Source organism: Variovorax sp. PAMC26660 (assembly GCF_014302995.1).
Classification (GTDB): domain Bacteria; phylum Pseudomonadota; class Gammaproteobacteria; order Burkholderiales; family Burkholderiaceae_C; genus Variovorax.
The window spans coordinates 4,050,493-4,073,992 of the sequence record NZ_CP060295.1 but is presented as its reverse complement, the minus strand read 5'-3'; the positions used below and the strand labels follow the sequence as shown (position 1 = coordinate 4,073,992).

The following is a 23,500-nucleotide window of genomic DNA, read 5'->3' as shown; positions in this document are numbered from 1 at the left end:
AGTTCGTTGCTTATGCGGGGAAAACGCCTGTCGACAAGTAGCGATCACCCCGATCGCAGACCACGAAGACGATGGTCGCGTTCTCGACCTTCTTCGCCACTTCGAGCGCGGCCCACAGCGCACCGGCTGCCGAGATGCCGCCGAAGATGCCCTCTTCACGCGCCAGGCGACGGCACATTTCCTCGGCGTCGTCCTGGCTCACACTGATTTCTTCATCGACCCGGCTCGGGTCGTAAATCTTGGGCAGGTACTCGGCCGGCCATTTGCGAATGCCGGGAATGCGCGAGCCTTCGGCCGGCTGTGCGCCGATGATGCGCACCGCCGGGTTTTTTTCTTTCAGGAAGCGCGAGACGCCGGTGATGGTGCCCGTGGTGCCCATGGCGCTCACGAAATGCGTGATCTTGCCCTTGGTGTCGGCCCAGATCTCGGGACCGGTGGTCTCGTAGTGGATGCGCGGGTTGTCGGGGTTGGCGAACTGATCGAGCACCCGGCCCTTGCCCTGCTTGACCATCTGCTCGGCCAGGTCGCGTGCGTATTCCATGCCACCGCTCTTGGGCGTGAGCACCAGCTCGGCGCCGAAAGCCTTCATGGTCTGGGCGCGTTCGACGGAAAGGTCCTCCGGCATGATCAAGACCATGCGGTAGCCCTTGATGGCCGCAGCCATCGCCAGCGCGATGCCGGTGTTGCCGGACGTGGCTTCGATCAGCGTGTCGCCGGGCTTGATTTCACCGCGTTCTTCGGCTCGCTTGATCATCGAAAGCGCGGGCCGGTCTTTCACCGAACCTGCGGGATTGTTGCCTTCCAGCTTGCCGAGAATCACGTTGCCACGCTTGGCGTTCTCTGCTGCATCGATGCGCTGAAGGGCCACCAGGGGGGTTTTGCCGATGGCATCTTCGATCGTCGGATAATTCATGCCAGCCACTGTGCCATAATTTTGGGCTTCCTTCCGGATGTGCCCGGGTGGTGAAATTGGTAGACGCAGGGGACTCAAAATCCCCCACCGAAAGGTGTGCCGGTTCGATTCCGGCCCCGGGCACCACTCATTTAGCGCCAAAACACGATGGCGTACCCTCACGAAATCCCGTCTGCGAGCGGTAGACTGCACCAATTCTGATCAGAAGAGTTGGGACACGAGGGACATGAGCATCGTAGAAAAGGCCATCCGCAAATTGCGCATGGCGACATTGAAATGGCAGAAGCCGTCGGCACCGCCCGCGCTTGATGCCAACTCCATAGAAACCCCACCCGATACCGAACATGCAGATGAAGGCCTTGTGCTTTCAGGCGCGTGCTCTGTCTGCGGCGCGGCCGCCCGCTTTACCGGGTTCACCGACAATCCACGCGAATCGGGCCGCTGCTCGAACTGTCAGTCGTTCAACCGACAACGACAGATGGCCTTCACGATTCGCGAGCAATGCGGGCTGCCTCAACGGGGGGGCTGGCACTTTCCGCCCGACTTCACCATCTACAACACCGAGACGACGGGTGCACTGCATCTGCAACTGGCCGAACTGCCGAACTATGTGTGCTCGGAGTACTTCGGCGACGAATACAAGTCCGGTGAGATGGTCGATGGTCGTCGTCATGAAGACCTTCAGGCCCTGTCTTTTGCCGATAACCTGCTCGACCTCGTGATGACAAGCGACGTGATGGAGCACATGCCGGAGCCCTACGCAGCGCATGCGGAAATCTTCCGCGTACTGAAACCCGGTGGACGCCACATCTTCACGGTACCGTACAGCCCGCTGCTTGCCGAGGATCAGGTCCGCGCCAAGATCGTCGATGGAGAAATCATCTACCTCGAAGAGAAGGCCTTTCATGGCGACCCGGTACGGCCCGATGAAGGCGTGCTGGTCTGGACGATTTTCGGCCTGAACATGCTCGACCGTCTGCGCTCTATCGGCTTCGAGGCCTCGGAATGGGATCTTGACGAGCCGGCATACGGCATCGTCGGTCCCGGCGCGCTGACGTTCGAGGCGAGAAAGCCACTCGCAGCCTAAGCCATTACGGGCTGGTGCCCCTCGAGCAGGCCGGTATGCACCGTCGGATGCGCAAGCCGCACGCGCAACTCCCTCTTGAGCCGCGTGTTGTCAAGCCGGCGCGATTCCCCCATGAAGCTCAGCAATTGCAGCGGCAACTGCCGTTCGGCCTCGTCGCGCGCCACGCGCTGCGGACGCTGCAGACCATACAGATCAGCCGCCAGGTCCATGTAATCGCCCATCCGCAACTCGGTGTCGTCCGACGCATGAACGATGCGCTGCGGTCGGCCTCGGAACAACGCGGCCTCGCAGGCGCGCGCCAGGTCGTCGGCGTGGATGTGGCTGGTGTAGACGTCGTCCTCGCGCCGCAACACCGGCGTGCCACGTTGCAGGCGCCCGCGTGGCGTGCCGTTTTCGCGATCCGGCGCGTAGATGCCCGGAATGCGCAGGATGCTGGCGCGCAGGCCCGTGCTGCGGCCCAGCCAGCGCACTGCGCGCTCGGCATCGACCCGCCGGTGGGAGCGCGGCGTATCGGGCCGCACGCCGCGCGTTTCACTCACGCGCGCACCGCCACAGTCGCCATAGACGCCGCTGGTCGATCCATACACGAAAGCCGATGGCACCGAGCGCAGCCGCAACGCGCGCACCAGCGACGTGGTGCGCTGGTCGCGCCACCAGGCGGCGCCGCCGTCCCGCGCAGGCGGCGCCAGGTGCAGCACGCGCGTGGCGATGCCCGCCAGGCGGCGCAGCGTGGCAGCATCGTCCAGATTGCCCACCAGCGGACGAATTCCGGCTGCGCGCAGGGCAGCCACCCGGTCCGCCGAAGAAGTGAGCGCCACCAGTTGCATGCGCCCCCGCAGGTCGCGCGCAACACGCTGGCCGACGTCGCCGCAACCGATGATCAGAAGGCGCTCGCGCCGGAACCGCGCCGGCAGTGCGCCGGAGGGACTATTGATTGAAGGCAAAATCCCGTTTCCTTTCCCTTTCAGACACAGGCTGAAAACAAGCCGAAGAATACCGATGACTGTTGCCGCACCGCACGAAGCGGGCTTTTCCATCACCGTCGAGCCCAGCGGGCGCCATTTTGTGGTTCATGGCGACGAAACCATCCTCGCAGCCGGCATCCGGCAAGGCATCGGCCTTCCCTATGGCTGCAAGGACGGCGCCTGCGGCTCGTGCAAGTGCAAGAAGCTCTCGGGAGAGGTCACCCTCGGCCCCCATCAAAGCAAGGCCCTGAGCGCCGAGGAACAACTGGCCGGCTTCGTGCTGACCTGCTGCGCCCACGCCAGGAGCGACGTCGTCCTCGAATCGCGCCAGGTGACCGAGGCCGGCGCGCTCCCGATCCGCAAGATGCCGGTGCGGGTGCTGGCCCTGACCCGCCAGTCGCACGACGTGATCATGCTGCGCCTGCAACTGCCCGCGGGCGAGCCGCTGCAGTTCCATGCAGGCCAGTATGTGGAGTTCATCCTGCGCGACGGCGCGCGCCGCAGCTATTCGATGGCCAATGCGCCGCACACGCTGAGCCAGCCGGGCACGGGCATCGAACTGCACCTGCGGCACCTGCCCGGCGGCAAGTTCACCGACCACGTCTTCGGTGCCATGAAGGAAAAAGAGATCCTGCGCATCGAAGGCCCCTTCGGCAGCTTCTTCCTGCGCGAGGACTCCGACAAGCCGATGATCCTGCTCGCCTCGGGCACGGGCTTCGCGCCAATCAAGGCGCTGCTCGAGCACATGAAGTTCAAGGCTATCGACCGGCCCGCCACGCTCTACTGGGGCGGCCGCCGGCCCGAAGACCTGTACATGGACGAATGGGTGCGCGACCAACTGGCCGACATGCCGAACCTGCGCTACGTGCCGGTGATTTCCAACGCGACGCCCGAAGACAACTGGACAGGCCGCACCGGCTTCGTTCATCAGGCGGTGCTGGAAGACTTCTCGGACCTCTCGGGCCATCAGGTCTACGCCTGCGGTGCCCCCATCGTGGTCGACTCGGCCAAGCGCGACTATGTGGCGCTGGCGGGCCTGCCCGAGGAAGAGTTCTTTGCCGACGCGTTCACCACGGAGGCCGACAAGGCCATTCCCTGACCGACGCGCACGCCGCGTCCCAGCGCTCAACAAGGGGGAATGCCGACGGCCCGACGGAGCTTGCTCCGCGACCGCGGTGCTCCTGTCCATGAGGCGTTGAAAGCCCAGAAAAAAATGAAAACAAGACACTTCCTCTTCACCCTGCTTGCCAGTGCCACCGCACTGCTGGGCGCCGGCCACGCCAACGCCCAGCAGCAACGCCCGATCCGCCTTGTTGTTCCGTACGCCGCAGGCGGCCCGATCGACAACACGGCACGCATCCTGGCCGAACGCGTCAAGGACACGCTGGGTCCGGTCATCATCGACAACAAGCCGGGTGCGGGCGGCAACATCGGGGCGGACATCGTGGCCAAGGCGCCTGCAGACGGCCTCACGATCGGCATTGCGGCCACGGCCACCAATGCGGTCAATCCGTGGCTTTACAGCAAGATTCCTTTTAACGCCGCCACCGACTTCGCGCCGATCACTCAGATGGTCCGCGTGCCCAACGTGCTGGTGATGAATGCCGACACGGCCAAGCGCCTGAACATCAACACGGTGGCCGACCTGATCCGCTACGCCAAGGCCAACCCCGCCAAGCTCAACTACGGCAGCGGCGGCAACGGCAGCGCCGGCCACCTGGCGGGCGAGCTGTTCAAGAAGGAAGCCGGCATCTTCGCGCTGCACATTCCGTACAACGGTGGCAGCCCGGCGCAGTTGGCGCTGATCTCGGGGCAGGTCGATTTCAACTTCGACAACCTGGCCACCGCGGCGCCGAACATCCGTTCGGGCAAGCTGAAAGCGATTGCGGTCACAACGCTGCAGCGCAGCAGTTCACTGCCTGACGTGCCGCCAGTGGCCGACACGCTCAAGGGCTTCTCGATCGACACCTGGTGGGGTTTGGTGGCGCCGGCCGGCACACCGCACGATGTGATCGTGAAGCTCAATCAGGCCTTCGTTGCCGCGCTGAACGCGCCGGAAACGAAGACCCGTTTTGCCTCGCTGCTCGCCGAGCCGGTGGGCAGCTCGCCCGAGCAGTTCGGCGCCTTCATGAAGAGCGAACTGGGCAAGTACGAGAAGGTCGTGAAAGCGACCGGCGCGAAGGTCGACTGAGTTGGTTATTCGCCGAGGTACGCAGCGCGCACGCGAGGGTCGCGCAGCAGTTCCTTGGCGTCGCCGTCCATCGTGATGAGGCCCGACTCCATCACGTAGCCACGGTCCGCCAGTTGCAGTGCGCGGTTGGCGTTCTGCTCCACCAGCAGGATGGTCACGCCCTGCGAGGCCACGGTCTGCACCACCTCGAAGATCTTGTCGCACATGATGGGCGACAGGCCCATGGTGGGTTCGTCGAGCAGCAGCACCTTGGGGCGCGCCATCAGCGCGCGGCCCATGGCCAGCATCTGTTGCTCGCCGCCCGACATGGTGCCGGCCAGTTGGTCCTTGCGCTCGCGCAGGCGCGGGAAGGTGACGAACACGCGTTCCATGTCGCTGGCAATGGCGGCCTTGTCCTTGCGAATGTAGGCGCCGATCTGCAGGTTCTCGGTGATGGTCATGCGCGTGAACACGCCACGGCCTTCCGGCACCATCACGAGGCCTTCCTCCACCAGGTCCCACGCGCCGCGGCCCTTGATGCTGCGGCCCAGGAATTCGATATGCCCGGCGCCCGCCGGCAGCGTGCCGGTGATGGCCTTCATGGTGGTGGTCTTGCCGGCGCCATTGGAGCCGATCAGCGACACCAGCTCGCCCTCGTGAACCTCGAAGTCCACGCCCTTGACGGCCTGGATGCCGCCGTAACCCACCTTCAGTCCGCTGACTTTCAGCAGCGTCTTGCCGGTGGCCTTGGCCTGTGCGGCCGTGGCCCGGGTTTCTGCTTCGCTCGTCATCGTCGTCATCTCAATGTCCTCCGGTGCCGAGGTAGGCCTCGATCACCTTTTCGTTTTTCTGCACCTCGGCCGGTGTGCCTTCGGCAATCTGCTTGCCGTAGTCCAGCACGGTGACGCGGTCGCACAGGCCCATGATGAGCTTGACGTCGTGTTCGATGATCAAGATCGTGCGGTCGTCCTTGCGGATGCGGTCGATCAGCTCGCGCAGCAATATCTTCTCGGTCAAGTTCATGCCGGCGGCCGGCTCGTCGAGCGCGATGAGCTGCGGGTCGGTGGCCAGTGCGCGTGCAATTTCCAGGCGGCGCTGGTCGCCGTACGACAACGTGCGCGCCTTGTAGTCGGCGAACTTGCCGATGCCCACGTAGTCGAGCAGTTCGTGCGCGCGTTTGGCGATGGCGGCCTCTTCGGCCTTGAAGCTGCCGGTGCGCAAAATTGCGCCGAACACACCCGAATGGGTGCGGATGTGGCGCCCGACCATCACGTTCTCCAGCGCAGTCATTTCGGCGAAGAGACGGATATTCTGGAAGGTGCGGGCAATGCCTGCCTTGGCCACTTCATGCACGGCCGTCGGCTGGTAGGGCTTGCCGGCCAGCTCGAAGCTGCCGCTGTCGGGCGTGTAGAGCCCGGTGATCACGTTGAAGAAGGTGGTCTTGCCGGCGCCGTTGGGGCCGATGAGCCCGTAGACCTGGCCGCGCTTGATGGTGATGCCCACGTCCGAGAGGGCCTGCAGGCCGCCGAAACGCTTGGAGATGCCGCGAACGTCGAGGATGGTTTCTGTCGTCATGTCTGTGTCTCCTGCACTCACGGATTGATGGACATGGGACGCGAAGCCGAACCCGGCAATTCGTCGGCGGGCGAGTCGATGCCCGGTGCATGGGTCTGCAGCGAGCCCGGCGCCACGGCGGCATGGGTCGGATCGACCGGCACGCCGCCCTTCTTGGTCAGCGTCTTGCCATGTTCCGGTGAAGGCCAGAGGCCGCGCGGGCGCAGCAGCATGATGATGATCATGGCCAGCGCAATGAAGAGCTGGCGCAGGATGGACGCATCGAGGCGGCCATCTGTCAGCGACTGCAGCGGGCCGGCCACATAGCGCAGCACTTCGGGCAGCGCAGCCAGCAGCACGGCACCGAGGATGACGCCGGGCAGGTGCCCGATGCCGCCCAGCACCACCATCGCGACAATCATCACCGACTCCATCAGGCTGAAGGACTCGGGCGACACGAAGCCCTGGAAGGCCGCGAACATCGCGCCCGAAACGCCGCCGAAGCTGGCGCCCATGCCGAAGGCCAGCAGCTTCATGTTGCGGGTGTTGATGCCCATGGCCTTGGCGGCGATTTCGTCTTCGCGAATGGCCATCCAGGCGCGGCCGATGCGCGAGATCTGCAGGCGATGCGAAATGATCACTGTGGCGACCACGAGCGCAAGGAACAGGTAGTAGTAGAGCGACACCGACGAGACCGTGAAGCCGTCGAACTTCCACGCCTTGCCCAGGTCGAGCCCCCAGAACTTGATGGAGTCGATGGCGGTGATGCCCTTCGGACCGTTGGTGATGTTCACCGGCTGGTCGAGGTTGTTCAGGAACACGCGGATGATTTCGCCGAAACCCAGCGTGACGATGGCCAGGTAGTCGCCGCGCAGCTTGAGTGTGGGCGCGCCCAGCAACACGCCAAGGCATCCGGCCACCACCAGCGCCAGCGGAATCACGATCAGCAGCGAGGTGTGCAGGCCGTTCGGGAACATCTGGGCGAACCAGGGGAAGGTCTCGGTCAGGTGCGACGAGCCCATCAACGCGTAAAGGTAGGCCCCCACGGCGAAGAAGGCCACGTAGCCCAAATCGAGCAAGCCGGCGTAGCCGACCACGATGTTCAGGCCCAGTGCCAGCAGCACGTAGAGCAGTGCGATGTCGGCGATGCGCACCCAGGCGTTGCCCTGCAACTGCAGCAGCAGCGGCAGCGCGAGCACGACGATGGCGCCAACGAGGTAGAGAGCGAGGTTCTTGCTGTTCTTCATGATTCGTCGCTCCTCAGGCACGGTCCGCCACGCGCTCGCCGAGCAGGCCCGAGGGCCGCAGCGTGAGCATGACGATCAGCACGATGAACGCGAAGATATCGCTGTAGTTGCTGCCCAGCACGCCGCCCGTGAGGGTGCCGATGTAGCCGGAGCCGATGGCTTCGATGAGGCCGAGCAGAATGCCGCCGACCACCGCGCCGGCCAGGTTGCCGATGCCGCCGAACACGGCCGCGGTGAAGGCCTTCAGGCCGGGCAGGAAGCCCATCGCGTGTTGCGCGATGCCGTAGTTGGAGGCGTACATCACACCGGCGATGGCCGCGAGGATGGCACCGATGATGAAGGTGGCCGAGATGACCATATCGGGGCGAATGCCCATCAGCGCCGCGACGCGCGGGTTCTCGGCGGTGGCCCGCATCGCGCGACCGAGCTTGGTGTAGTTGACCACCCACATCAGCACCACGAGCGAGAAGGCCGTGACGCTGAGGATCATGACCTGCGTGGGAGAGATGACCGCGCCACCCACGTGGATCGGATCGGTCGGCAGGAGGTTGGGATACGCCTTGTTGGTAGGCTTCCAGATGATCATTGCCAGCGTCTGCAGCAGGATCGACATGCCGATGGCGGTGATGAGCGGCGCGAGCTTGGGGCTGTTGCGCAGCGGCCTGTAGGCCACTTTCTCGATCACGAAGTTGAGGGTTGCCGCAACGATGCAGGCAATGATCAGCGCGATGAGGAGGATCAGCCAGCCCGGTGTGTTGGGCATACCGTCCTTCATGAGACCGATGATGGTCCAACTGGTGAGTGCCCCCACCATCAGCACTTCTCCGTGCGCAAAGTTGATCAGGTTGATGATGCCGTACACCATGGTGTAGCCCAAGGCTATCAAGGCATACATGCTGCCGAGAACCAGACCGTTGATGATCTGCTGCAGCAATATTTCCATAACGCGATTCCCTATGTGTTGCACCGATGCGGGGTGCCATGCACCCACCGAGGCACCGGTTTGGCGCCCTTGGCTTGACAAGCAAAAAACCAGCCAACATGTGTCGCTGGCGGATTAGTGGGCGGGATTGTAAGCACGCACCAGCGCTGGTTTGGTGCGTGTTGACCGGGGTTTACCCGCTCACCTCATGCTGTATGCGCGTGAGGTCATGCGCTGCGTGGGCGCATGTTGCAAGACAGTATCAATCGTCTCGTTCGGCGTTTCGGCGGCGCAGTTCGCGCAGCTTTTCGGCAATGCGGATTTCGAGTCCGCGCTCGACCGGCTCATAGAAAACCTGGCCTTCCAGGCCCTCGGGAAGATAGCGCTCGCCGGCGGCGAAACCGCCCTCCTCGTCGTGCGCATAGCGGTAACCCTTGCCGTAGTCGAGCTCCTTCATGAGCTTGGTCGGCGCGTTGCGCAGGTGCATGGGCACCGGGCGGGTGCTGTCCTTCTTGATGAGGGCGCGCACCGCGTTGTAGGCCTTGTAGACCGCGTTCGACTTGGGCGCGATCGCAAGGTAGACCACGCATTCGGCCAGTGCGAGTTCGCCCTCGGGCGTGCCCAGTCGCTCGTAGACCTCGGCCGCGTCGAGCGCCAGCCGCAACGCGCGCGGATCGGCCAGGCCGATGTCTTCGCTCGCCATGCGCACCAGTCGTCGCGCCATGTAGCGCGGGTCGGCACCGCCGTCGAGCATGCGCACGAACCAGTAGAGCGCGGCATCGGGATCGCTGCCGCGCACCGACTTGTGCAGCGCGCTGATGGTGTCGTAGAACTGCTCGCCGCCCTTGTCATAGCGGCGCATGCGCTCGCCGAGCACACGCAGCAGCCATTCGTCGTTGATGCGGTCGAGCTTCTCGGCGCGGGCCGCGACGGCCAGCGTCTCCAGCGTGTTGAGCAGGCGCCGCGCATCACCGTCCGCGTAGGCCACCAGACGGTCGACCGCCGTGTCGTCGATCGCCGGCACGGCCTGTATCGCCTGGGCCCTCACGACGATCTGCTTGAGGTCGTCTTCGCCGAGCGACTGCAGCACGTAGACCGCGGCGCGCGACAGCAAGGCCGAGTTGACCTCGAAGGACGGGTTCTCGGTGGTCGCACCGATGAAGGTGAAGAGGCCCGACTCCACATGCGGGAGGAAGGCGTCCTGCTGGCTCTTGTTGAAGCGATGCACTTCGTCCACGAAGACGATGGTGCGTTGCTGCTCCAGCCCGTCGCGCGCGGCCGTGGCACGCTCCACCGCCTCGCGGATGTCCTTCACGCCGCCGAGCACTGCACTGATGCTCAGGAACTGCGCGTCGAAGGCATCGGCCATGAGCCGCGCGATGGTGGTCTTGCCGGTACCCGGCGGCCCCCAGAGGATGCAGGAATGCGGCTGGCCGGACTCGAAGGCGATCCGCAAGGACATGCCCGGCCCCAGCAGATGCTGCTGGCCGATCACTTCGCCAAGCGTCTTGGGACGCAGGCGCTCGGCGAGGGGTTGATGGGCGGTGGCCAAGCCTGCTGTGCTTCTCTTATTGCTTGACGACATCCGCGCCCGCTGGCGCCTTGAAGTCGAACACGCTGGCGGGCAGCGACGGGTTCACTTCGACCTTGCTGAACTTCAGCACCGAACGCTGGCCGAAACTGTCCAGTATTTCAAGCGCCGCCAGCGCATCGCCCTGAAAACCGACCTGCACGCTTTGCAGCTGGCCGTCCTTGTTCTTCGGCGTGGCCTTGACCCATTGCAGTCCATCGCGCTCTGGCGCGGCTTCCAGCGCGAAATCGGCCTGCAACGCGCGCAGATCGGGCGCCGCTGCAATCAGCGCCGCGGGCGTGGAGCCCAGCGCCTGCGCCTGGGCGCGCTGCGTGACCTGGTTCAGGTCGGCGTCGTAGAGCCACAGCGTCTTGCCGTCGGCCACGATCACTTGCGCAAAAGGCTTCTGGTAGTCGAACTTGAATTTGCCAGGACGCTGGAACTCGAAGGTGCCGGTCGACGTCTTCACGCGACCCGGTTGCCCTTCGCGTGCAGGCGCCGTCACGGTCTGGGTGAAATCGGCGCGGCCCGACTTGACCGTCTTCACGAAGGTTTCGAGGCTTTCAAGCCCGCCAGCCCATGCGTTTGCAGAACTGAGAAGGCCGATCAATAGCCAATGACGCAATTTCAATTTGGATTCCTCGGAAAAGCTGTGGCACCGGGCATCGACCCTACCCGCCGCGAATTGAAGCAGGTGTAGGTCTTCATGAAGATTTGCAACACCGAATGCGTGTTTTTGCAAATTGCCTTTCAGCACGTAACCTGAATACCGACACCCGGCTCGCGAATTACTCCGTGCGCGCAGGCACCAATATTTCGCGCTGGCCGCTGCCGCTCATGGCACTGACCAGGCCGGCCTTTTCCATGTCTTCGACAAGGCGCGCGGCGCGGTTGTAGCCGATCTTCAGGTGGCGCTGCACCAGGGAGATGCTGGCCTTGCGGTTCTTGAGCACGACCTCGACCGCCTGGTCGTACATCGGGTCTTTTTCGGCATCGCCGCTGCCGAGCATGTCGCCGTCACCGTCGCCATCGACCGTGCCGCCTTCGAGCACGCCTTCGATGTAGTCGGGCTCGCCCTGGCTCTTGAGGTAGGCCACCACACGGTGCACTTCCTCGTCGCTCACGAAGGCGCCATGCACGCGGATCGGCAGGCCCGTACCGCTGGGCATGTAAAGCATGTCGCCCATGCCGAGCAGCGCTTCGGCACCCATCTGGTCGAGGATGGTGCGGCTGTCGATCTTGCTGGACACCTGGAATGCGATGCGGGTCGGAATGTTGGCCTTGATCAGGCCGGTGATCACATCGACGCTGGGGCGCTGCGTGGCCAGGATCAGGTGAATGCCGGCGGCGCGCGCCTTCTGCGCGAGGCGGGCGATGAGCTCTTCAATCTTCTTGCCGACCACCATCATCAGGTCGGCCAGTTCGTCGATCACGACGACGATGTGCGGCTCGCGGCGCAGCGGCTCGGGATCATCGGGCGTCAGGCTGAAGGGGTTGTAGATGAACTCTTCGCGCGCCTTGGCTTCGTCGATCTTGGTGTTGTAGCCGGCCAGGTTGCGCACGCCGAGCTTGCTCATGAGCTTGTAGCGGCGCTCCATCTCGGCCACACACCAGTTCAGGCCGTGGGCCGCCTGGCGCATGTCGGTGACCACGGGCGCCAGCAGGTGCGGGATGCCTTCGTAGACCGACATTTCAAGCATCTTCGGGTCGATCATCAGCAGGCGAACGTCGCGTGCCTCGGCCTTGTAGAGCAGAGAAAGAATCATCGCGTTGATACCCACAGACTTGCCCGAACCGGTGGTACCGGCCACCAGCACGTGCGGCATCTTCGCGAGATCGGCCACCACGGGGTTGCCGATGATGTCCTTGCCGAGGCCCATGGTGAGCATCGACTTGCCTTCGTTGTAGATCTGCGAGCCCAGGATTTCGCTGAGCTTGATCGACTGGCGTTTGGCGTTCGGCAGTTCGAGCGCCATGTAGTTCTTGCCGGGGATGGTCTCGACCACGCGGATCGACACCAGCGAGAGCGAACGCGCCAGGTCTTTGGCCAACCCGAGAATCTGCGAGCCCTTGACGCCGGTGGCGGGCTCGATCTCATAGCGAGTGATCACCGGGCCGGGAGAAGCCAGCACCACGCGCACATCGACGCCAAAATCCTTGAGCTTCTTCTCGATCATGCGCGAGGTCATCTCGAGCGTATCGGGCGACACCGTCTCCTGACGCACCAGCGCGGCATCGAGCAGATCGACCTGTGGCAGCTTGCTGTCGGGCAGTTCCTTGAAGAGCGGCTTCTGGCGCTCCTTGACGACGCGATCGCTCTTGGGCACTTCGGTCATCGCGGGCTCGATCTGTACCGGCGGCGAAGCTGCTCGGCGCTTGGGGCGCGGCTCGACGAGGATTTCTTCGTCATCGTCGGTGAAAGCGGACGATGTGGGATTCATCGCGGGCTCGCTGCCCCTGCCCGAATCGCCGCCGCGCGTGAACGCGGGTTCGTCGGCCTCCGCGCGTTCGCGGGCGGCCTGCTTGCCCATGGCAATGTCAGCCGCCATTTCGCGTTTTTCGCGGCGCGACTCGAACAGCGAATAGGCGCGTGCGCCGATGCGCTCGGCAATCAGGCTCCACGAAAAGCGAAACACCAGCGCCGAGCCGATCACGCCGATGGCGATGGCCACCAGCGCCGAGCCGGTAAAGCCCATCCAGCGAACGCTGGACGGCCCCACCAGGTAGCCCAACGCGCCGCCGCCAGAACCTGGCAGATGGGATTCGAGTCGGTACAGCCGCGACCATTCGAGCATGGTGCTCGCGCACAGCAGCAGGACAAGGCCAACCCAGAAGGCAATGCGGCTGCGGTTGAACCGGCCGCGCGCGGGCTGTTCGGCCGGTGCCGACTCGCCACCGCGCAACCAATTCGCCAGCGACGAGAGCCATGCGCGCAAACCTGCGGCCAGGCACCACCAGACGGAATAGCCTGCCAGGAAATAGCTGCCATCGGCCAGCCAGGCGCCAATGCGGCCGCCCCAGTTCTTGACGTCTCCCCCTGTGCCCGATGTCGACCACGCGGTATCGGAAGGCGTGAAGCTCAGCATCGCAAGCAGCCAGAACAACAGCGCCGCGAATCCGACAATCAGCGTGATTTCGTGGGCAAAGCGCATGGCGCGCATGCGCACGGGTTGCCCTTCGGCGGCAGAGGAAGATTGAAGCGTATTGAGCGAATAGGTCATGAAAAACACGGCGCCCGACCCAGAAAATCGGGAGCCGGACGCACGAACACTACAACAAAAGGCCGCGGCAGTCGCCCAAGGCGGACCCGGCCCCGGAGGCTCAGGCGAGAGACAGGAGCCGTTCCTTGACGATCATCGACCCGTCGTCCTGGGTCTGCACGAAGCCGCGCTCTTCGAGATCCTTCATCACGCGGCTCACCATTTCGCGTGAGGCACCGACCATCTTGGCCAGATCCTGGCGGGAGATCTTGTCGCGAACCTTGAGGTTGCCCGCGCCGTCATCGACGGCGAATTCGAGCAGCGAGCGTGCCACACGGCCGTAAACGTCCATCAGCGCAAGCGACTCGATCTTGCGATCGGCATGGCGCAGGCGCTGAACCAGGCCACGCATGATGTTGTAGGCCATCGAGGAGTTCTCGGGCAGGCAGCGCGCAAAAGCGTCACGGCCCAGCATGAGCACGTCGCACTGGATTTCAGTGCGCACCGTGGCCGAATGCGGCTCATCGTCGATCAGGCTCATCTCGCCCAGGTAGTCGCCGGGGTTCAGCGTGGCCAGGATCACTTCGCGGCCACGGCTGTCGGCGCTGGTGACGCGCGCGCGCCCCGTCAGGATGATGTAGAGCGCGTCGGACTTCTTGCCCTGCTCCACAACGACTTCGGCGCGCTTGAAGCGCTTCTTGATGATCGCATCCGCGATGCTTGCGGATTGCGTAGCCGTTAGCGACGCGAACAAAGGAACGCGCCGAAGCAATTCAAGGTTGGACAGCATCGACATTTATCAATTCCCTGATACAGCACACGGAGTCGTCCAAAAGGCAAGCCAATGGATTACTACAATCGCGCGCATTGAAAACACCGTGCACCCGGTGTTGAACCGAGCGGTGATACTCCACATATATCGCTACCACCCTGAAAATGTACACGCTGAAGCAGCGTATATCCTAGGTTTTCTACTCATGTCTGCTCCCCAACACGCCAAGGTTTTAATTCTCGGCTCCGGCCCCGCCGGATATACCGCCGCTGTCTACGCCGCCCGCGCAAATCTCCAGCCTTTGCTCATTACCGGTATCGCCCAAGGCGGCCAGCTGATGACGACCACCGAGGTCGACAACTGGCCGGCCGATGTGCACGGTGTGCAGGGTCCGGACCTGATGCAGCGCTTTCTGGAACACGCTGAACGATTCAAGACCCAGATCGTGTTCGATCACATCAACAAGGTCGACCTGAGCAAGCGCCCCTTCACCCTCACCGGCGACAGCGGCACTTACACCTGCGACTCACTGATCATCGCCACCGGCGCCTCCGCCAAGTACCTGGGCCTCGATTCGGAAGAAAAGTTCATGGGGCGCGGCGTCTCGGCGTGCGCCACCTGTGATGGTTTCTTCTATCGCGAGCAGGAAGTCTGCGTGATCGGCGGCGGCAACACGGCCGTCGAGGAGGCGCTGTACCTCTCCAACATCGCCAACAAGGTCACGCTGGTTCATCGCCGCGACAAATTCCGCGCCGAGCCCATCCTGATCGACAAGGTCATGGAAAAGGTGGCCGAAGGCAAGATCGTGCTGAAGCTGCACAACCAGCTTGACGAGGTGCTGGGTGACGGCACGGGCGTGACTGGCATCCGCATCAAGAACACGCAAACCGGCGCCACCGAGCAGATCGATCTCAAGGGCTGCTTCATCGCTATCGGGCATCACCCGAACACCGACATCTTCCAGGGTCAACTGGAGATGAAGGACAACTACATCCTGACCCGCTCCGGCCTGCAGGGCTTCGCCACGATGACCAGCATTCCGGGCGTGTTCGCGGCTGGCGACGTGCAGGACAACGTGTACCGCCAGGCCATCACGAGCGCCGGCACGGGCTGCATGGCGGCGCTGGATGCGCAGCGCTTCCTCGAACAGGACGACTAGGCTCAGTCCCACTCTCGGGTAAAAGGGCTATAATCCGAGGCTTTGCCGAAATATGGCCACGCCCTCACCAAGGGTTGGGTTACGGCAAAACCGGGGTACCGCCACCCGTTTCTGGCGAGGTCAAGCTGCAAAACACCCTGCAATCGCCACGATTGCGCCGGTGCCAGCTGTTCAAGAAAGAGTGTCCACATGGCACGCGTATGCGACGTAACGGGCAAAGGCCCGATGGTCGGAAACAACGTTTCCCACGCCAACAACAAAACCAAGCGCCGGTTCCTGCCGAACCTGCAATATCGCCGTTTCTGGGTCGAGACTGAAAACCGCTGGGTTCGCCTGCGCGTTTCGAGCGCTGCTCTGCGCCTGATCGACAAGAACGGTATCGACGCCGTGCTCGCAGACCTGCGCGCACGCGGCCAAGCTTAAGGAGCTGAATCATGGCAACGAGCAAAGGCGGACGCGAAAAGATCAAGCTGGAATCCACCGCGGGTACCGGCCACTTCTACACGACCAGCAAGAACAAGAAGACGATGCCTGAAAAGATGTCGATCATGAAGTTCGACCCGAAGGCACGCAAGCACGTCGAATACAAGGAAATCAAGCTGAAGTAATTCGGCCTTGGTTATCCAAACAAAACCCGCTGTGATCCAGCGGGTTTTTTGTTGCCCGTCTATTTCTCTTTCGTCGTTCATTTGGGAAATACAAATACGGCGGGCACAAAAAAGCCGACCTCGAAGGTCGGCTTTTTCAATGAGCAGATGAACCGCTCTGCTTGCTCTTCCTAGATGCGCGCAGCGCGCAAGCGGGTCGAGAACTCGCGCAGGCCTGCAATGCCGCTGGCCTCGGCCCGGTGACACCACGCCGCCAGATCGGCCGCCAGTTGCTCGCGCGACTGCGAGGTGTTCAGCCAGAGCTGACGCAGCTCTTCGCGCATGGTGACCATTTTGTCGAGCACCGGGTGGGCGGCACGGGCTTGCACCACGTGCGTACGGGCCGATGCGGGCACCTTGTCGTCATCGCGGTGCAGCCAGCGCTTGGCGGCCTTGAGCACCGACAGGTCGGCACCCTTGGTCTTCAGCATGGCCAGCTCTTCGGTGGTCGCACGGCGCATTTCACGGGCGTAGCCGGCCATCACTTCATAGCGATTGGCAATGACGGCCTCCAGCGTCTTTTCGTTGGCCACGGGCTGGATGTCGCCCATCTGCATCTTCGGCGGCACCTTCTTGACCTTGGCCCAACCGATGGCCTGCATCGCCTGGATGTAGACCCAGCCGATGTCGAACTCATACTTCTTGACCGAGAACTTGGCCGAGGTCGGGTAGGTGTGGTGGTTGTTGTGCAACTCTTCACCACCAATGATCAGGCCCCAGGGCGAGATATTGCGGCTGGCGTCGGGCGCCTCGAAGTTGCGGTAACCCCAGTAGTGACCGATGCCGTTGATGATGCCGGCGGCAGTGATCGGAATCCAGAGCATCTGCACAGCCCACACGGCCATGCCGAGCGTGCCGAACAGCGCCAGGTTGATGATCAGCATCAGGCCAACGCCTTGCCAGCTGTAGCGCGTGTAGAGGTTGCGCTCGATCCAGTCATCGGGCGTGCCGTGACCGTAGCGTTCCATCGTTTCCTTGTTCTTCGACTCCTTGCGATACAGCTCGGCGCCACGCCAGAACACTTCGTCGATGCCCTTGACCTGCGGGCTGTGCGGGTCTTCTTCTGTTTCGCACTTGGCGTGGTGCTTGCGGTGAATGGCGACCCATTCCTTGGTCACCATGCCGGTGCCGAGCCACAGCCAGAATCGGAAGAAATGCGACGGGATCGGGCCCAGATCCATGGCCCGGTGCGTCTGCGTGCGGTGCAGGAAGATCGTGACCGCTGCGATGGTGATGTGCGTGGTGACGAGCGTGTACAACACCACTTGCCACCAAGCAAGATCCCACAGGCCGTGTCCGAGCCATTGGATGGCCGCGTTCAAAACGGCGGAGTCAGGAAGCAACATTGAGTCAGGTACTCCATGGCCACACGAAGGTGCAGCCTTCAGATAACCAGCGATTTTAAGTCGGGAGGGCCAAAACGAGGCCTTTTACCCTTCAAGAAAAGCACTGATTAACCCTCGATTGGAGTCCTGCGCCTATTTGCGGTTCCACACCGCCGCAAAGAAGCCATCGGTGGAATGGCGATGCGGCCACAGCCGCAGGTAGCGCCTGCCGTCCGCCCCGCCAGCGCAAAGTGCCTCGAAACCCTCTACTTTGAGCCCCTGCAGCAGTTCCGCAGCGTCCTGAGGCTCGAAATCGGGGTTGGCGGCGGCAAAAGCTTCGGCAATGGCCTCGTTTTCCTCTGGCAACACGCTGCAGGTGGCGTAAACCAGCCGGCCGCCCGATTTCACGAGCCGTGCCGCACTTTGCAGGATGGCCGTCTGCTTGACCGTCAATTCCTCGACCGATTTGAGCGACTGGCGCCATTTCAGGTCTGGATTGCGGCGCAGCGTGCCAAGCCCCGAACAGGGCGCATCGACCAGCACGCGGTCGATCTTGCCCGCCAGGCGCTTGACGCGGTCGTCGCGCTCGTGAGCAATCGCGGCCGGATGGACGTTCGAGAGCTTGCTGCGCGCCAGCCGTGGCTTGAGCGCATCGAGCCGGTGCGCCGAGGTATCGAAGGCGTAGAGACGACCGGTGTTGCGCATCGTGGCGCCAATGGCCAGCGTCTTGCCGCCGGCACCGGCACAAAAGTCGACCACCATCTCGCCACGCTTGGCGTCCAGCAGCAGCGCAAGCAGCTGCGAGCCTTCATCCTGCACCTCGACGGCGCCGCGGGCGAAGACATCCAGCTTGGTCAGCGCCGGCTTGCCATCGATGCGCAAGCCCCAGGGCGAGAACGGGGTTACTACCGATTTGATAGCAGCCTTCGCAAGCTCTGCCTTCACTTCAGCTCGCTTGTCCGTCAGGGTATTGACGCGCAGATCGAGCGGCGCCGGCTGCTGCAGGCTTTCGACCAGCGGCCAGAAACCGTCGCCCAACTGGGCCTTGAGCGGCGCCACCAGCCACTCGGGCAGGTTGTGGCGATGGCGTTCGAGCAGGTCTTCCGGCTTGACGGCGTCGCAGTTGTCGAGCCAACGCTTCTCCGTGTCGTTGAGTGCGCTCATCAAAAAATCGCGCGGGCCATAGAAACCCAGGATCGCCATGCGGCGTTCCTTCGAGCCGCTGCCCGAGGGCGAGAGGTGATCGAACAACAGCTTCTTGCGAAGCACGGTGTAGACGGTCTCGGCGAGCGTGGCGCGCTCGCGCGGGCCGAACTCGCGATGGTCGCGGAAAAAGCGCGAAACGACCTGGTCGGCCGGGTGATCGAATTTCAGGACAAGGCCGACCAGATCGGCGGTGGCCTCCAACAGGGCTTTGGGGTGCATCCCCCGATTGTCTCAGCCAGCCGGGCCTGCAGCCCGAAGGGCTATGCCTGACGCGTCCAGAGCGTCCCGAAAGCCTGCCGCTCGATGTCTTCCAGAGTGGGCGAATGGCCCACCCACAGCACCAGCGCAGCACCCGGCAGGGTCAGGGTGTGCTCCAGTTGGCGGCACAGTTGCCAGCGGTCGTCATCGTCCAGGCCCGGCAGCTCGATGAACACGATGTAGGCACGGCGCCACGGAAATTCACGCAGGTCCTTGCGCACCAGCCAGGCCCGCGAAGCGGGCAGGCAGCGCACGAGATCGGCCCGCAGTTCGCCCAACTCGTAGTCATTCAGGTCGTGCCGCGAAATCTGGCTGAAGAAAGGCGTGCCAGTGATTTCTTCCCAGGCGCGCGCCTCGGCTTCCTCCGCGTCCTTGAGCCGGCCGCGCCACAGCCTGAGCGCCTCTTCGTCATGCCCCCCCGCGTCGGGGTCTTCGAGCGAGGCCACGGCGCTCTTCGCCGCCCACCAGCGGCTGGCGGCGCCCGATTGATGCAGCCGTTCGAGCACGACAAGACGGGACGCGCGATCGCTGCTGGGCAGCATCTGAACCAGCCCCCGCAACGCACCCGGATGTTCCGGCGCGATGCGCAAGGCGCTCTCGTAGCGGACCCGCACGGGCGCCGCCGGATCGAGCCGCCGCTCCGAGTCGGCCCACTCGACCATTTCGTCGGGCGTGTTGTGCTCGCCACGCGCGGCCAGCACCTCGATGCGCTCGCGGATGCGCGACCTGTGCGCGTGGTGCTGTTTCCAGTCGGCGGCATGCGCGCGGCGCCACTGGTTGTCGAAATGCTCGATCCACTTCTTGCGATCGGCCAGCAACTCCAGCGCCGGCCGCACCGACCACTCGGGCAAGACAGCCTTCTGCTCCAGCGCCTCGAGCCGGTCGCGCAAGACAGGGTGGGTGTCTTCCAGGTCACTGACACGGCGCATCGCATCGCGCAGCGCCTGACGTGCAAATTCGTCGCTGGGCGGCGTGCGAACGCGCTTGCGCAAGGCGGCGAACGGCCCCGGCGGCTGCGGCTCGTGTTCGGCGCGCGACCAGTGCCAGGGCCAGAACTCGTTGGCGTACCAGTTGCCCTTGATCGCAATCTCGGTCAGGGCGGAGGCAGCCACCGGAGCACCCAGCAGCCGGCCCGAAATTCGGTCGGCCTCGTACTCGTCCTGCCGGGCGAGCGCGAACGTCTTGGCAGCAAAGCGCGGAAAGTACCAGTGGAAGAAGGCCTGCGAGAACAGCGCCATCACGCCTTCGTTGCGCTGCAGGTTGGCGTCGAGCTTGAGCCACGACAACCGCGTGCGGTAGATCCAGGCGCTCAACTTGCCGTGGTTGCCACGCAGGTGGCCGTATTCATGCGCCAGCACCGACAGCAGCCGGCGCCGGTCCAGCATCATCAGCAGCGGCAGGCCGATGCTCAGGGAATTGACCGCGCCGCCGAAAAGCCCGAAGCGCGGCACCTGGCGGATGCTGGCGTTGAACTCGTCGTCCAGGTAGACGTGGTGAACCGGCGGCCCCTTGATCCTGGCGCGGATGCGATCCAGCGCCTCGAAGAGCGCCGGCGCATCTTCGCGAAAAAGCTCCTGGCCCTCGGGCGCGTCGGAGCGCACCCAGAGCGCTCGCACCGTGGCCCACAGCAAACCTGCGGCAAACAACAGGAGCCAGCCCCGCGTCAAGCCGAAGCGCTCGCGCTCGAACGACGAAATCACCCAGACAATGATGCCCACCGCGAGCCCCAGGCAGCCCAGCACCCACAGGTAACCGAGCGCGGCAAAAGCCGCAACGCTGCGTCGATAGCGCGCACTGTCGTCCGCACTGGCATGCTCGCTCAGTCGAACCAGGTGAACAAAATCAGCACGATCCATCCGACTCCGTCAAATCAAGCCCCGACAGTTTTTGAAGAAAGAGGCCCCCGTTGAACGACGACGACCTGCCACCCCTGATCGAAACACCTCCCGGCCGCTACCGCCACTACAAAGGCGGTGAATACGAGGTGATCGGCACCGTGCGCCACAGCGAAACCCTCGAGCCGATGACGCTGTACCGCGCCTTGTATGGTGCCCATGGACTCTGGGTCCGGCCTGCCGCAATGTTCGGCGAAACCATCGAGATCGACGGCACGCTGCAGCGAAGATTCACCCCGATCTAGTCCGGCACGCCTGTTCCGTGCGTCTTGCCTGCGTGGGTCGCTATATTTTCAATAGCAACCCGAATTCCATCAACCGCAGCGAACGCCCGTCACGCGGTTGCGTGCGTCGACATCGAGATTGAGCCGCCCGCCATTCAATTCCAGCGTTGCCGCCTCGTTCGGCTTCAGCACGCGCAAGACACTAGCACCAGAGCGCGCACGGACCGCAGCTTCGAGTTGAGGTGTCAGTGGCTGGCCAATGGCGAACCGGGCTCCATCCGCATTGCACTGGTAGACCGGCTCCGGCAGCGGCGCGGGCGCCGGGGCGGGTGCAGGCGCCGGAGCAGCGCAGGCTGCCATCAGGGCAGCACCGGCAACGACAGTCAGCATCAGCGATTGGGTTTTCACTTCGAAACTCTCGGAAAACCCGCGAATATAAACAACTTCACCGAATGTGACTCGATGTATCTGACAGCCATCCGGCGATGGCACGTGGATACAACAGGTGTTCCTGCGCCAGCACCCGTCCCGCCAGCGTGGCCGCGGTGTCCTCGGGCAACACGGGAACCACGGCTTGCGCCAGGATGGGCCCATGATCGAGCTCGGCGGTCACCTGGTGAACGGTCACCCCGGCCACCTTGCAACCCGCTTCGATGGCACGCTGGTGCGTGTGGAGCCCCGGAAATGCGGGCAGCAGCGAGGGATGAATGTTCACCAACCGCCCGGCATAACGGCCGACGAAGCCCGGCGTCAGGATGCGCATGAACCCCGCCAGCACCACCAGTGCCGGCGAATAGCCGTCGACAACCTTCGCCAGCGCCTCGTCGAAAACCTCGCGGCTGGCGAAATCCTTGTGCGGGACGACCGCGGTGTCGATGCCATGCGACTTGGCCAGCGCCAGCCCGCCGGCCTCGGCCTTGTTGCTCACGACCGCCGCGATGCGCGCGCCAAAACGGTCGGCCCAGCGGTCGCGCTCGGCGGCACGCACTATGGCCGCCATGTTGGAGCCGCCGCCGGAAATCAGGATCACGATGTTCTTCATGGGAGGCGGGATTATCCGTGCCCGGATTCGGCGGGACCTGAAGCGCTGTTGTCACGGCTTGTCGCCGCGCGGACACCGTTTCACAGCACGACCGTGCTAAAACTCGCAGTTCCGGAGACACACCGCGTCTGCGGTGAACCGATCAACACAGCGAGGCACGCATGGATTTGAGCTTCACACCCGAAGAACAGAAGTTCCGCGAAGAGGTTCGCGCCTGGGTCAAAGAAAACCTTCCCAAAGAGATTTCGAACAAGGTACACAACGCGCTCGAACTGACGCGCGACGATCTGCAGAACTGGGCCAAGATTCTTGGCAAGAAGGGCTGGCTGGGCTACGGCTGGCCCAAGGAATTCGGCGGCCCCGGCTGGACCGCCATCCAGCGCCACCTGTTCGAGGAAGAAACCGCGCTGGCTGGCGCGCCGCGCATCATTCCCTTCGGCCCCGTCATGGTGGCCCCGGTGATCATGGCCTTCGGCAATGCCGAGCAGCAAAAGCGCTTTCTTCCCGGCATCGCCAGCGGCGAAGTCTGGTGGAGCCAGGGCTACAGCGAACCCGGCTCGGGTTCCGACCTGGCTTCGGTCAAGACCAAGGCCGAGCGCAAGGGCGACAAGTACATCGTCAACGGCCAGAAGACCTGGACCACGCTCGGCCAGTACGGCGACTGGATGTTCAACCTCGTTCGCACCAGCAACGAAGGCAAGCCGCAGACCGGCATCAGCTTCCTGCTGCTCGACATGAAGTCGCCCGGCGTCACCGTGCGCCCGATCAAGCTGCTCGACGGCGGCCATGAAGTGAACGAAGTGTTCTTCGACAACGTCGAAGTGCCGGCCGAGAACCTGATCGGCGAAGAGAACAAAGGCTGGACCTATGCCAAGCACCTGCTCTCGCACGAACGCACCAACATCGCCGACGTGAACCGCGCCAAGCGCGAACTCGAGCGCTTGAAGCGCATCGCCAAGAGCGAAAGCGTCTACGACGACCAGCGCTTCCGCGACGAGATCGCCAAGCTAGAAGTCGACATCGTCGCCCTCGAAATGATGGTGCTGCGCGTACTGTCGGCCGCGACCTCGGGCAAGAACTCGCTGGACGTCGCGGGCCTGCTCAAGATCCGCGGCAGCGAGATCCAGCAGCGCTACAGCGAACTGATGATGCTGGCCGGCGGCCCGTATTCGCTGCCGCTGATCCGCGAAGCCATGGAAGCCGGCTGGCAGGGCAACTTCCCGGGCGGCAATCCGGCCATCGCGCCGCTGTCGTCGACCTTCTTCAACATGCGCAAGACCACCATCTACGGCGGTTCGAACGAAGTGCAACGCAACATCGTCGCGCAGACGGTTCTGGGCTGAG

General features: G+C 63.7%; 23 protein-coding genes and 1 tRNA gene. 9 read left to right on the top strand and 15 right to left on the bottom strand.

The genetic code is table 11. The annotated features are described in order from the left end of the window. Window positions 1–10: 10 nt before the first annotated feature. On the bottom strand, window positions 11–913 hold the full coding sequence (gene cysM / locus H7F35_RS19230) for a cysteine synthase CysM (protein ID WP_187108196.1): 903 nt from the start codon (window positions 911–913) through the stop codon (window positions 11–13). Window positions 914–954: 41 nt separating this feature from the next. On the opposite strand from cysM, the gene H7F35_RS19225 reads away from it, so the two are divergent. Both H7F35_RS19225 and H7F35_RS19220 read left to right on the top strand, forming a co-directional pair. Then, window positions 955–1,039, top strand: a tRNA-Leu gene (locus H7F35_RS19225). Window positions 1,040–1,139: 100 nt separating this feature from the next. Continuing rightward, the gene (locus H7F35_RS19220; RefSeq protein ID WP_261803280.1) at window positions 1,140–2,000 is read left to right on the top strand and encodes a class I SAM-dependent methyltransferase; all 861 of its coding nucleotides are present in this window, start codon (window positions 1,140–1,142) and stop codon (window positions 1,998–2,000) included. Here H7F35_RS19220 and H7F35_RS19215 read toward each other — a convergent pair. Continuing rightward, entirely contained in the window at window positions 1,997–2,944 is a 948-nt protein-coding gene (locus tag H7F35_RS19215) for an NAD-dependent epimerase/dehydratase family protein (protein ID WP_187108195.1), read from the bottom strand. The genes H7F35_RS19220 and H7F35_RS19215 overlap by 4 nt on opposite strands. A 55-nt stretch (window positions 2,945–2,999) precedes the next feature. Between H7F35_RS19215 and H7F35_RS19210 the strand changes: the two genes are divergently transcribed. Both H7F35_RS19210 and H7F35_RS19205 read left to right on the top strand, forming a co-directional pair. Continuing rightward, window positions 3,000–4,064, top strand: a complete 1,065-nt coding sequence (locus H7F35_RS19210; RefSeq protein WP_187108194.1) for a CDP-6-deoxy-delta-3,4-glucoseen reductase — start codon at window positions 3,000–3,002, stop codon at window positions 4,062–4,064. A gap of 114 nt (window positions 4,065–4,178) precedes the next feature. Then, window positions 4,179–5,156, top strand: coding sequence for a Bug family tripartite tricarboxylate transporter substrate binding protein (locus H7F35_RS19205; protein WP_187108193.1), 978 nt, complete (start codon window positions 4,179–4,181; stop codon window positions 5,154–5,156). 5 nt (window positions 5,157–5,161) lie between these two features. On the opposite strand, the gene H7F35_RS19200 is transcribed toward H7F35_RS19205, so the two are convergent. The 8 genes from H7F35_RS19200 to H7F35_RS19165 form a co-directional block, all read right to left on the bottom strand. Beyond that, entirely contained in the window at window positions 5,162–5,926 is a 765-nt protein-coding gene (locus tag H7F35_RS19200; RefSeq protein WP_187114338.1) for an ABC transporter ATP-binding protein, read from the bottom strand. 10 nt (window positions 5,927–5,936) lie between these two features. Continuing rightward, window positions 5,937–6,710, bottom strand: coding sequence for an ABC transporter ATP-binding protein (locus H7F35_RS19195; RefSeq protein ID WP_187108192.1), 774 nt, complete (start codon window positions 6,708–6,710; stop codon window positions 5,937–5,939). A 17-nt stretch (window positions 6,711–6,727) separates the two neighbouring features. Next, window positions 6,728–7,936, bottom strand: coding sequence for a branched-chain amino acid ABC transporter permease (locus H7F35_RS19190; protein WP_187108191.1), 1,209 nt, complete (start codon window positions 7,934–7,936; stop codon window positions 6,728–6,730). Window positions 7,937–7,949: 13 nt separating this feature from the next. Continuing rightward, complete coding sequence (locus H7F35_RS19185; RefSeq protein WP_187108190.1) at window positions 7,950–8,879, bottom strand: branched-chain amino acid ABC transporter permease; 930 nt, start codon at window positions 8,877–8,879, stop codon at window positions 7,950–7,952. Between the two features lie 241 nt (window positions 8,880–9,120). Next, on the bottom strand, window positions 9,121–10,443 hold the full coding sequence (locus H7F35_RS19180; protein ID WP_187108189.1) for a replication-associated recombination protein A: 1,323 nt from the start codon (window positions 10,441–10,443) through the stop codon (window positions 9,121–9,123). Next, entirely contained in the window at window positions 10,427–11,059 is a 633-nt protein-coding gene (gene lolA, locus H7F35_RS19175) for an outer membrane lipoprotein chaperone LolA (protein ID WP_187108188.1), read from the bottom strand. The genes H7F35_RS19180 and lolA overlap by 17 nt, the downstream gene beginning before the upstream one ends. Before the next feature lie 157 nt (window positions 11,060–11,216). Next, window positions 11,217–13,649, bottom strand: a complete 2,433-nt coding sequence (locus H7F35_RS19170; protein WP_187108187.1) for a DNA translocase FtsK — start codon at window positions 13,647–13,649, stop codon at window positions 11,217–11,219. 100 nt (window positions 13,650–13,749) lie between these two features. Then, complete coding sequence (locus H7F35_RS19165; protein WP_187108186.1) at window positions 13,750–14,424, bottom strand: Crp/Fnr family transcriptional regulator; 675 nt, start codon at window positions 14,422–14,424, stop codon at window positions 13,750–13,752. A gap of 181 nt (window positions 14,425–14,605) precedes the next feature. Here H7F35_RS19165 and trxB point away from each other — a divergent pair, with 181 nt between their 5' ends. From trxB to rpmG, 3 genes are all read left to right on the top strand, one after another. Next, window positions 14,606–15,559, top strand: a complete 954-nt coding sequence (gene trxB / locus H7F35_RS19160; protein WP_187108185.1) for a thioredoxin-disulfide reductase — start codon at window positions 14,606–14,608, stop codon at window positions 15,557–15,559. A 189-nt stretch (window positions 15,560–15,748) separates the two neighbouring features. Then, window positions 15,749–15,982, top strand: a complete 234-nt coding sequence (gene rpmB / locus H7F35_RS19155) for a 50S ribosomal protein L28 (RefSeq protein WP_007830293.1) — start codon at window positions 15,749–15,751, stop codon at window positions 15,980–15,982. An 11-nt stretch (window positions 15,983–15,993) separates the two neighbouring features. Further along, window positions 15,994–16,167, top strand: coding sequence for a 50S ribosomal protein L33 (gene rpmG / locus H7F35_RS19150; protein WP_007830291.1), 174 nt, complete (start codon window positions 15,994–15,996; stop codon window positions 16,165–16,167). Window positions 16,168–16,337: 170 nt separating this feature from the next. On the opposite strand, the gene H7F35_RS19145 is transcribed toward rpmG, so the two are convergent. From H7F35_RS19145 to H7F35_RS19135, 3 genes are all read right to left on the bottom strand, one after another. Further along, on the bottom strand, window positions 16,338–17,552 hold the full coding sequence (locus H7F35_RS19145) for a fatty acid desaturase (protein WP_187108184.1): 1,215 nt from the start codon (window positions 17,550–17,552) through the stop codon (window positions 16,338–16,340). Between the two features lie 132 nt (window positions 17,553–17,684). After that, window positions 17,685–18,956 (bottom strand): RsmB/NOP family class I SAM-dependent RNA methyltransferase, encoded by a 1,272-nt coding sequence (locus H7F35_RS19140; protein ID WP_187108183.1) that lies wholly within the window; start codon window positions 18,954–18,956, stop codon window positions 17,685–17,687. A gap of 41 nt (window positions 18,957–18,997) precedes the next feature. Beyond that, window positions 18,998–20,851, bottom strand: coding sequence for a M48 family metallopeptidase (locus H7F35_RS19135; protein ID WP_187108182.1), 1,854 nt, complete (start codon window positions 20,849–20,851; stop codon window positions 18,998–19,000). A 50-nt stretch (window positions 20,852–20,901) separates the two neighbouring features. Between H7F35_RS19135 and H7F35_RS19130 the strand changes: the two genes are divergently transcribed. Further along, window positions 20,902–21,135, top strand: coding sequence for a DUF1653 domain-containing protein (locus tag H7F35_RS19130; protein ID WP_187108181.1), 234 nt, complete (start codon window positions 20,902–20,904; stop codon window positions 21,133–21,135). A 69-nt stretch (window positions 21,136–21,204) separates the two neighbouring features. On the opposite strand, the gene H7F35_RS19125 is transcribed toward H7F35_RS19130, so the two are convergent. Both H7F35_RS19125 and purN read right to left on the bottom strand, forming a co-directional pair. Next, window positions 21,205–21,522, bottom strand: coding sequence for an I78 family peptidase inhibitor (locus H7F35_RS19125; RefSeq protein ID WP_187108180.1), 318 nt, complete (start codon window positions 21,520–21,522; stop codon window positions 21,205–21,207). A 37-nt stretch (window positions 21,523–21,559) separates the two neighbouring features. Further along, window positions 21,560–22,156, bottom strand: a complete 597-nt coding sequence (gene purN, locus H7F35_RS19120; protein WP_187108179.1) for a phosphoribosylglycinamide formyltransferase — start codon at window positions 22,154–22,156, stop codon at window positions 21,560–21,562. A gap of 161 nt (window positions 22,157–22,317) precedes the next feature. On the opposite strand from purN, the gene H7F35_RS19115 reads away from it, so the two are divergent. After that, window positions 22,318–23,499, top strand: coding sequence for an acyl-CoA dehydrogenase family protein (locus tag H7F35_RS19115; protein WP_187108178.1), 1,182 nt, complete (start codon window positions 22,318–22,320; stop codon window positions 23,497–23,499). Window position 23,500: the final 1 nt, after the last annotated feature.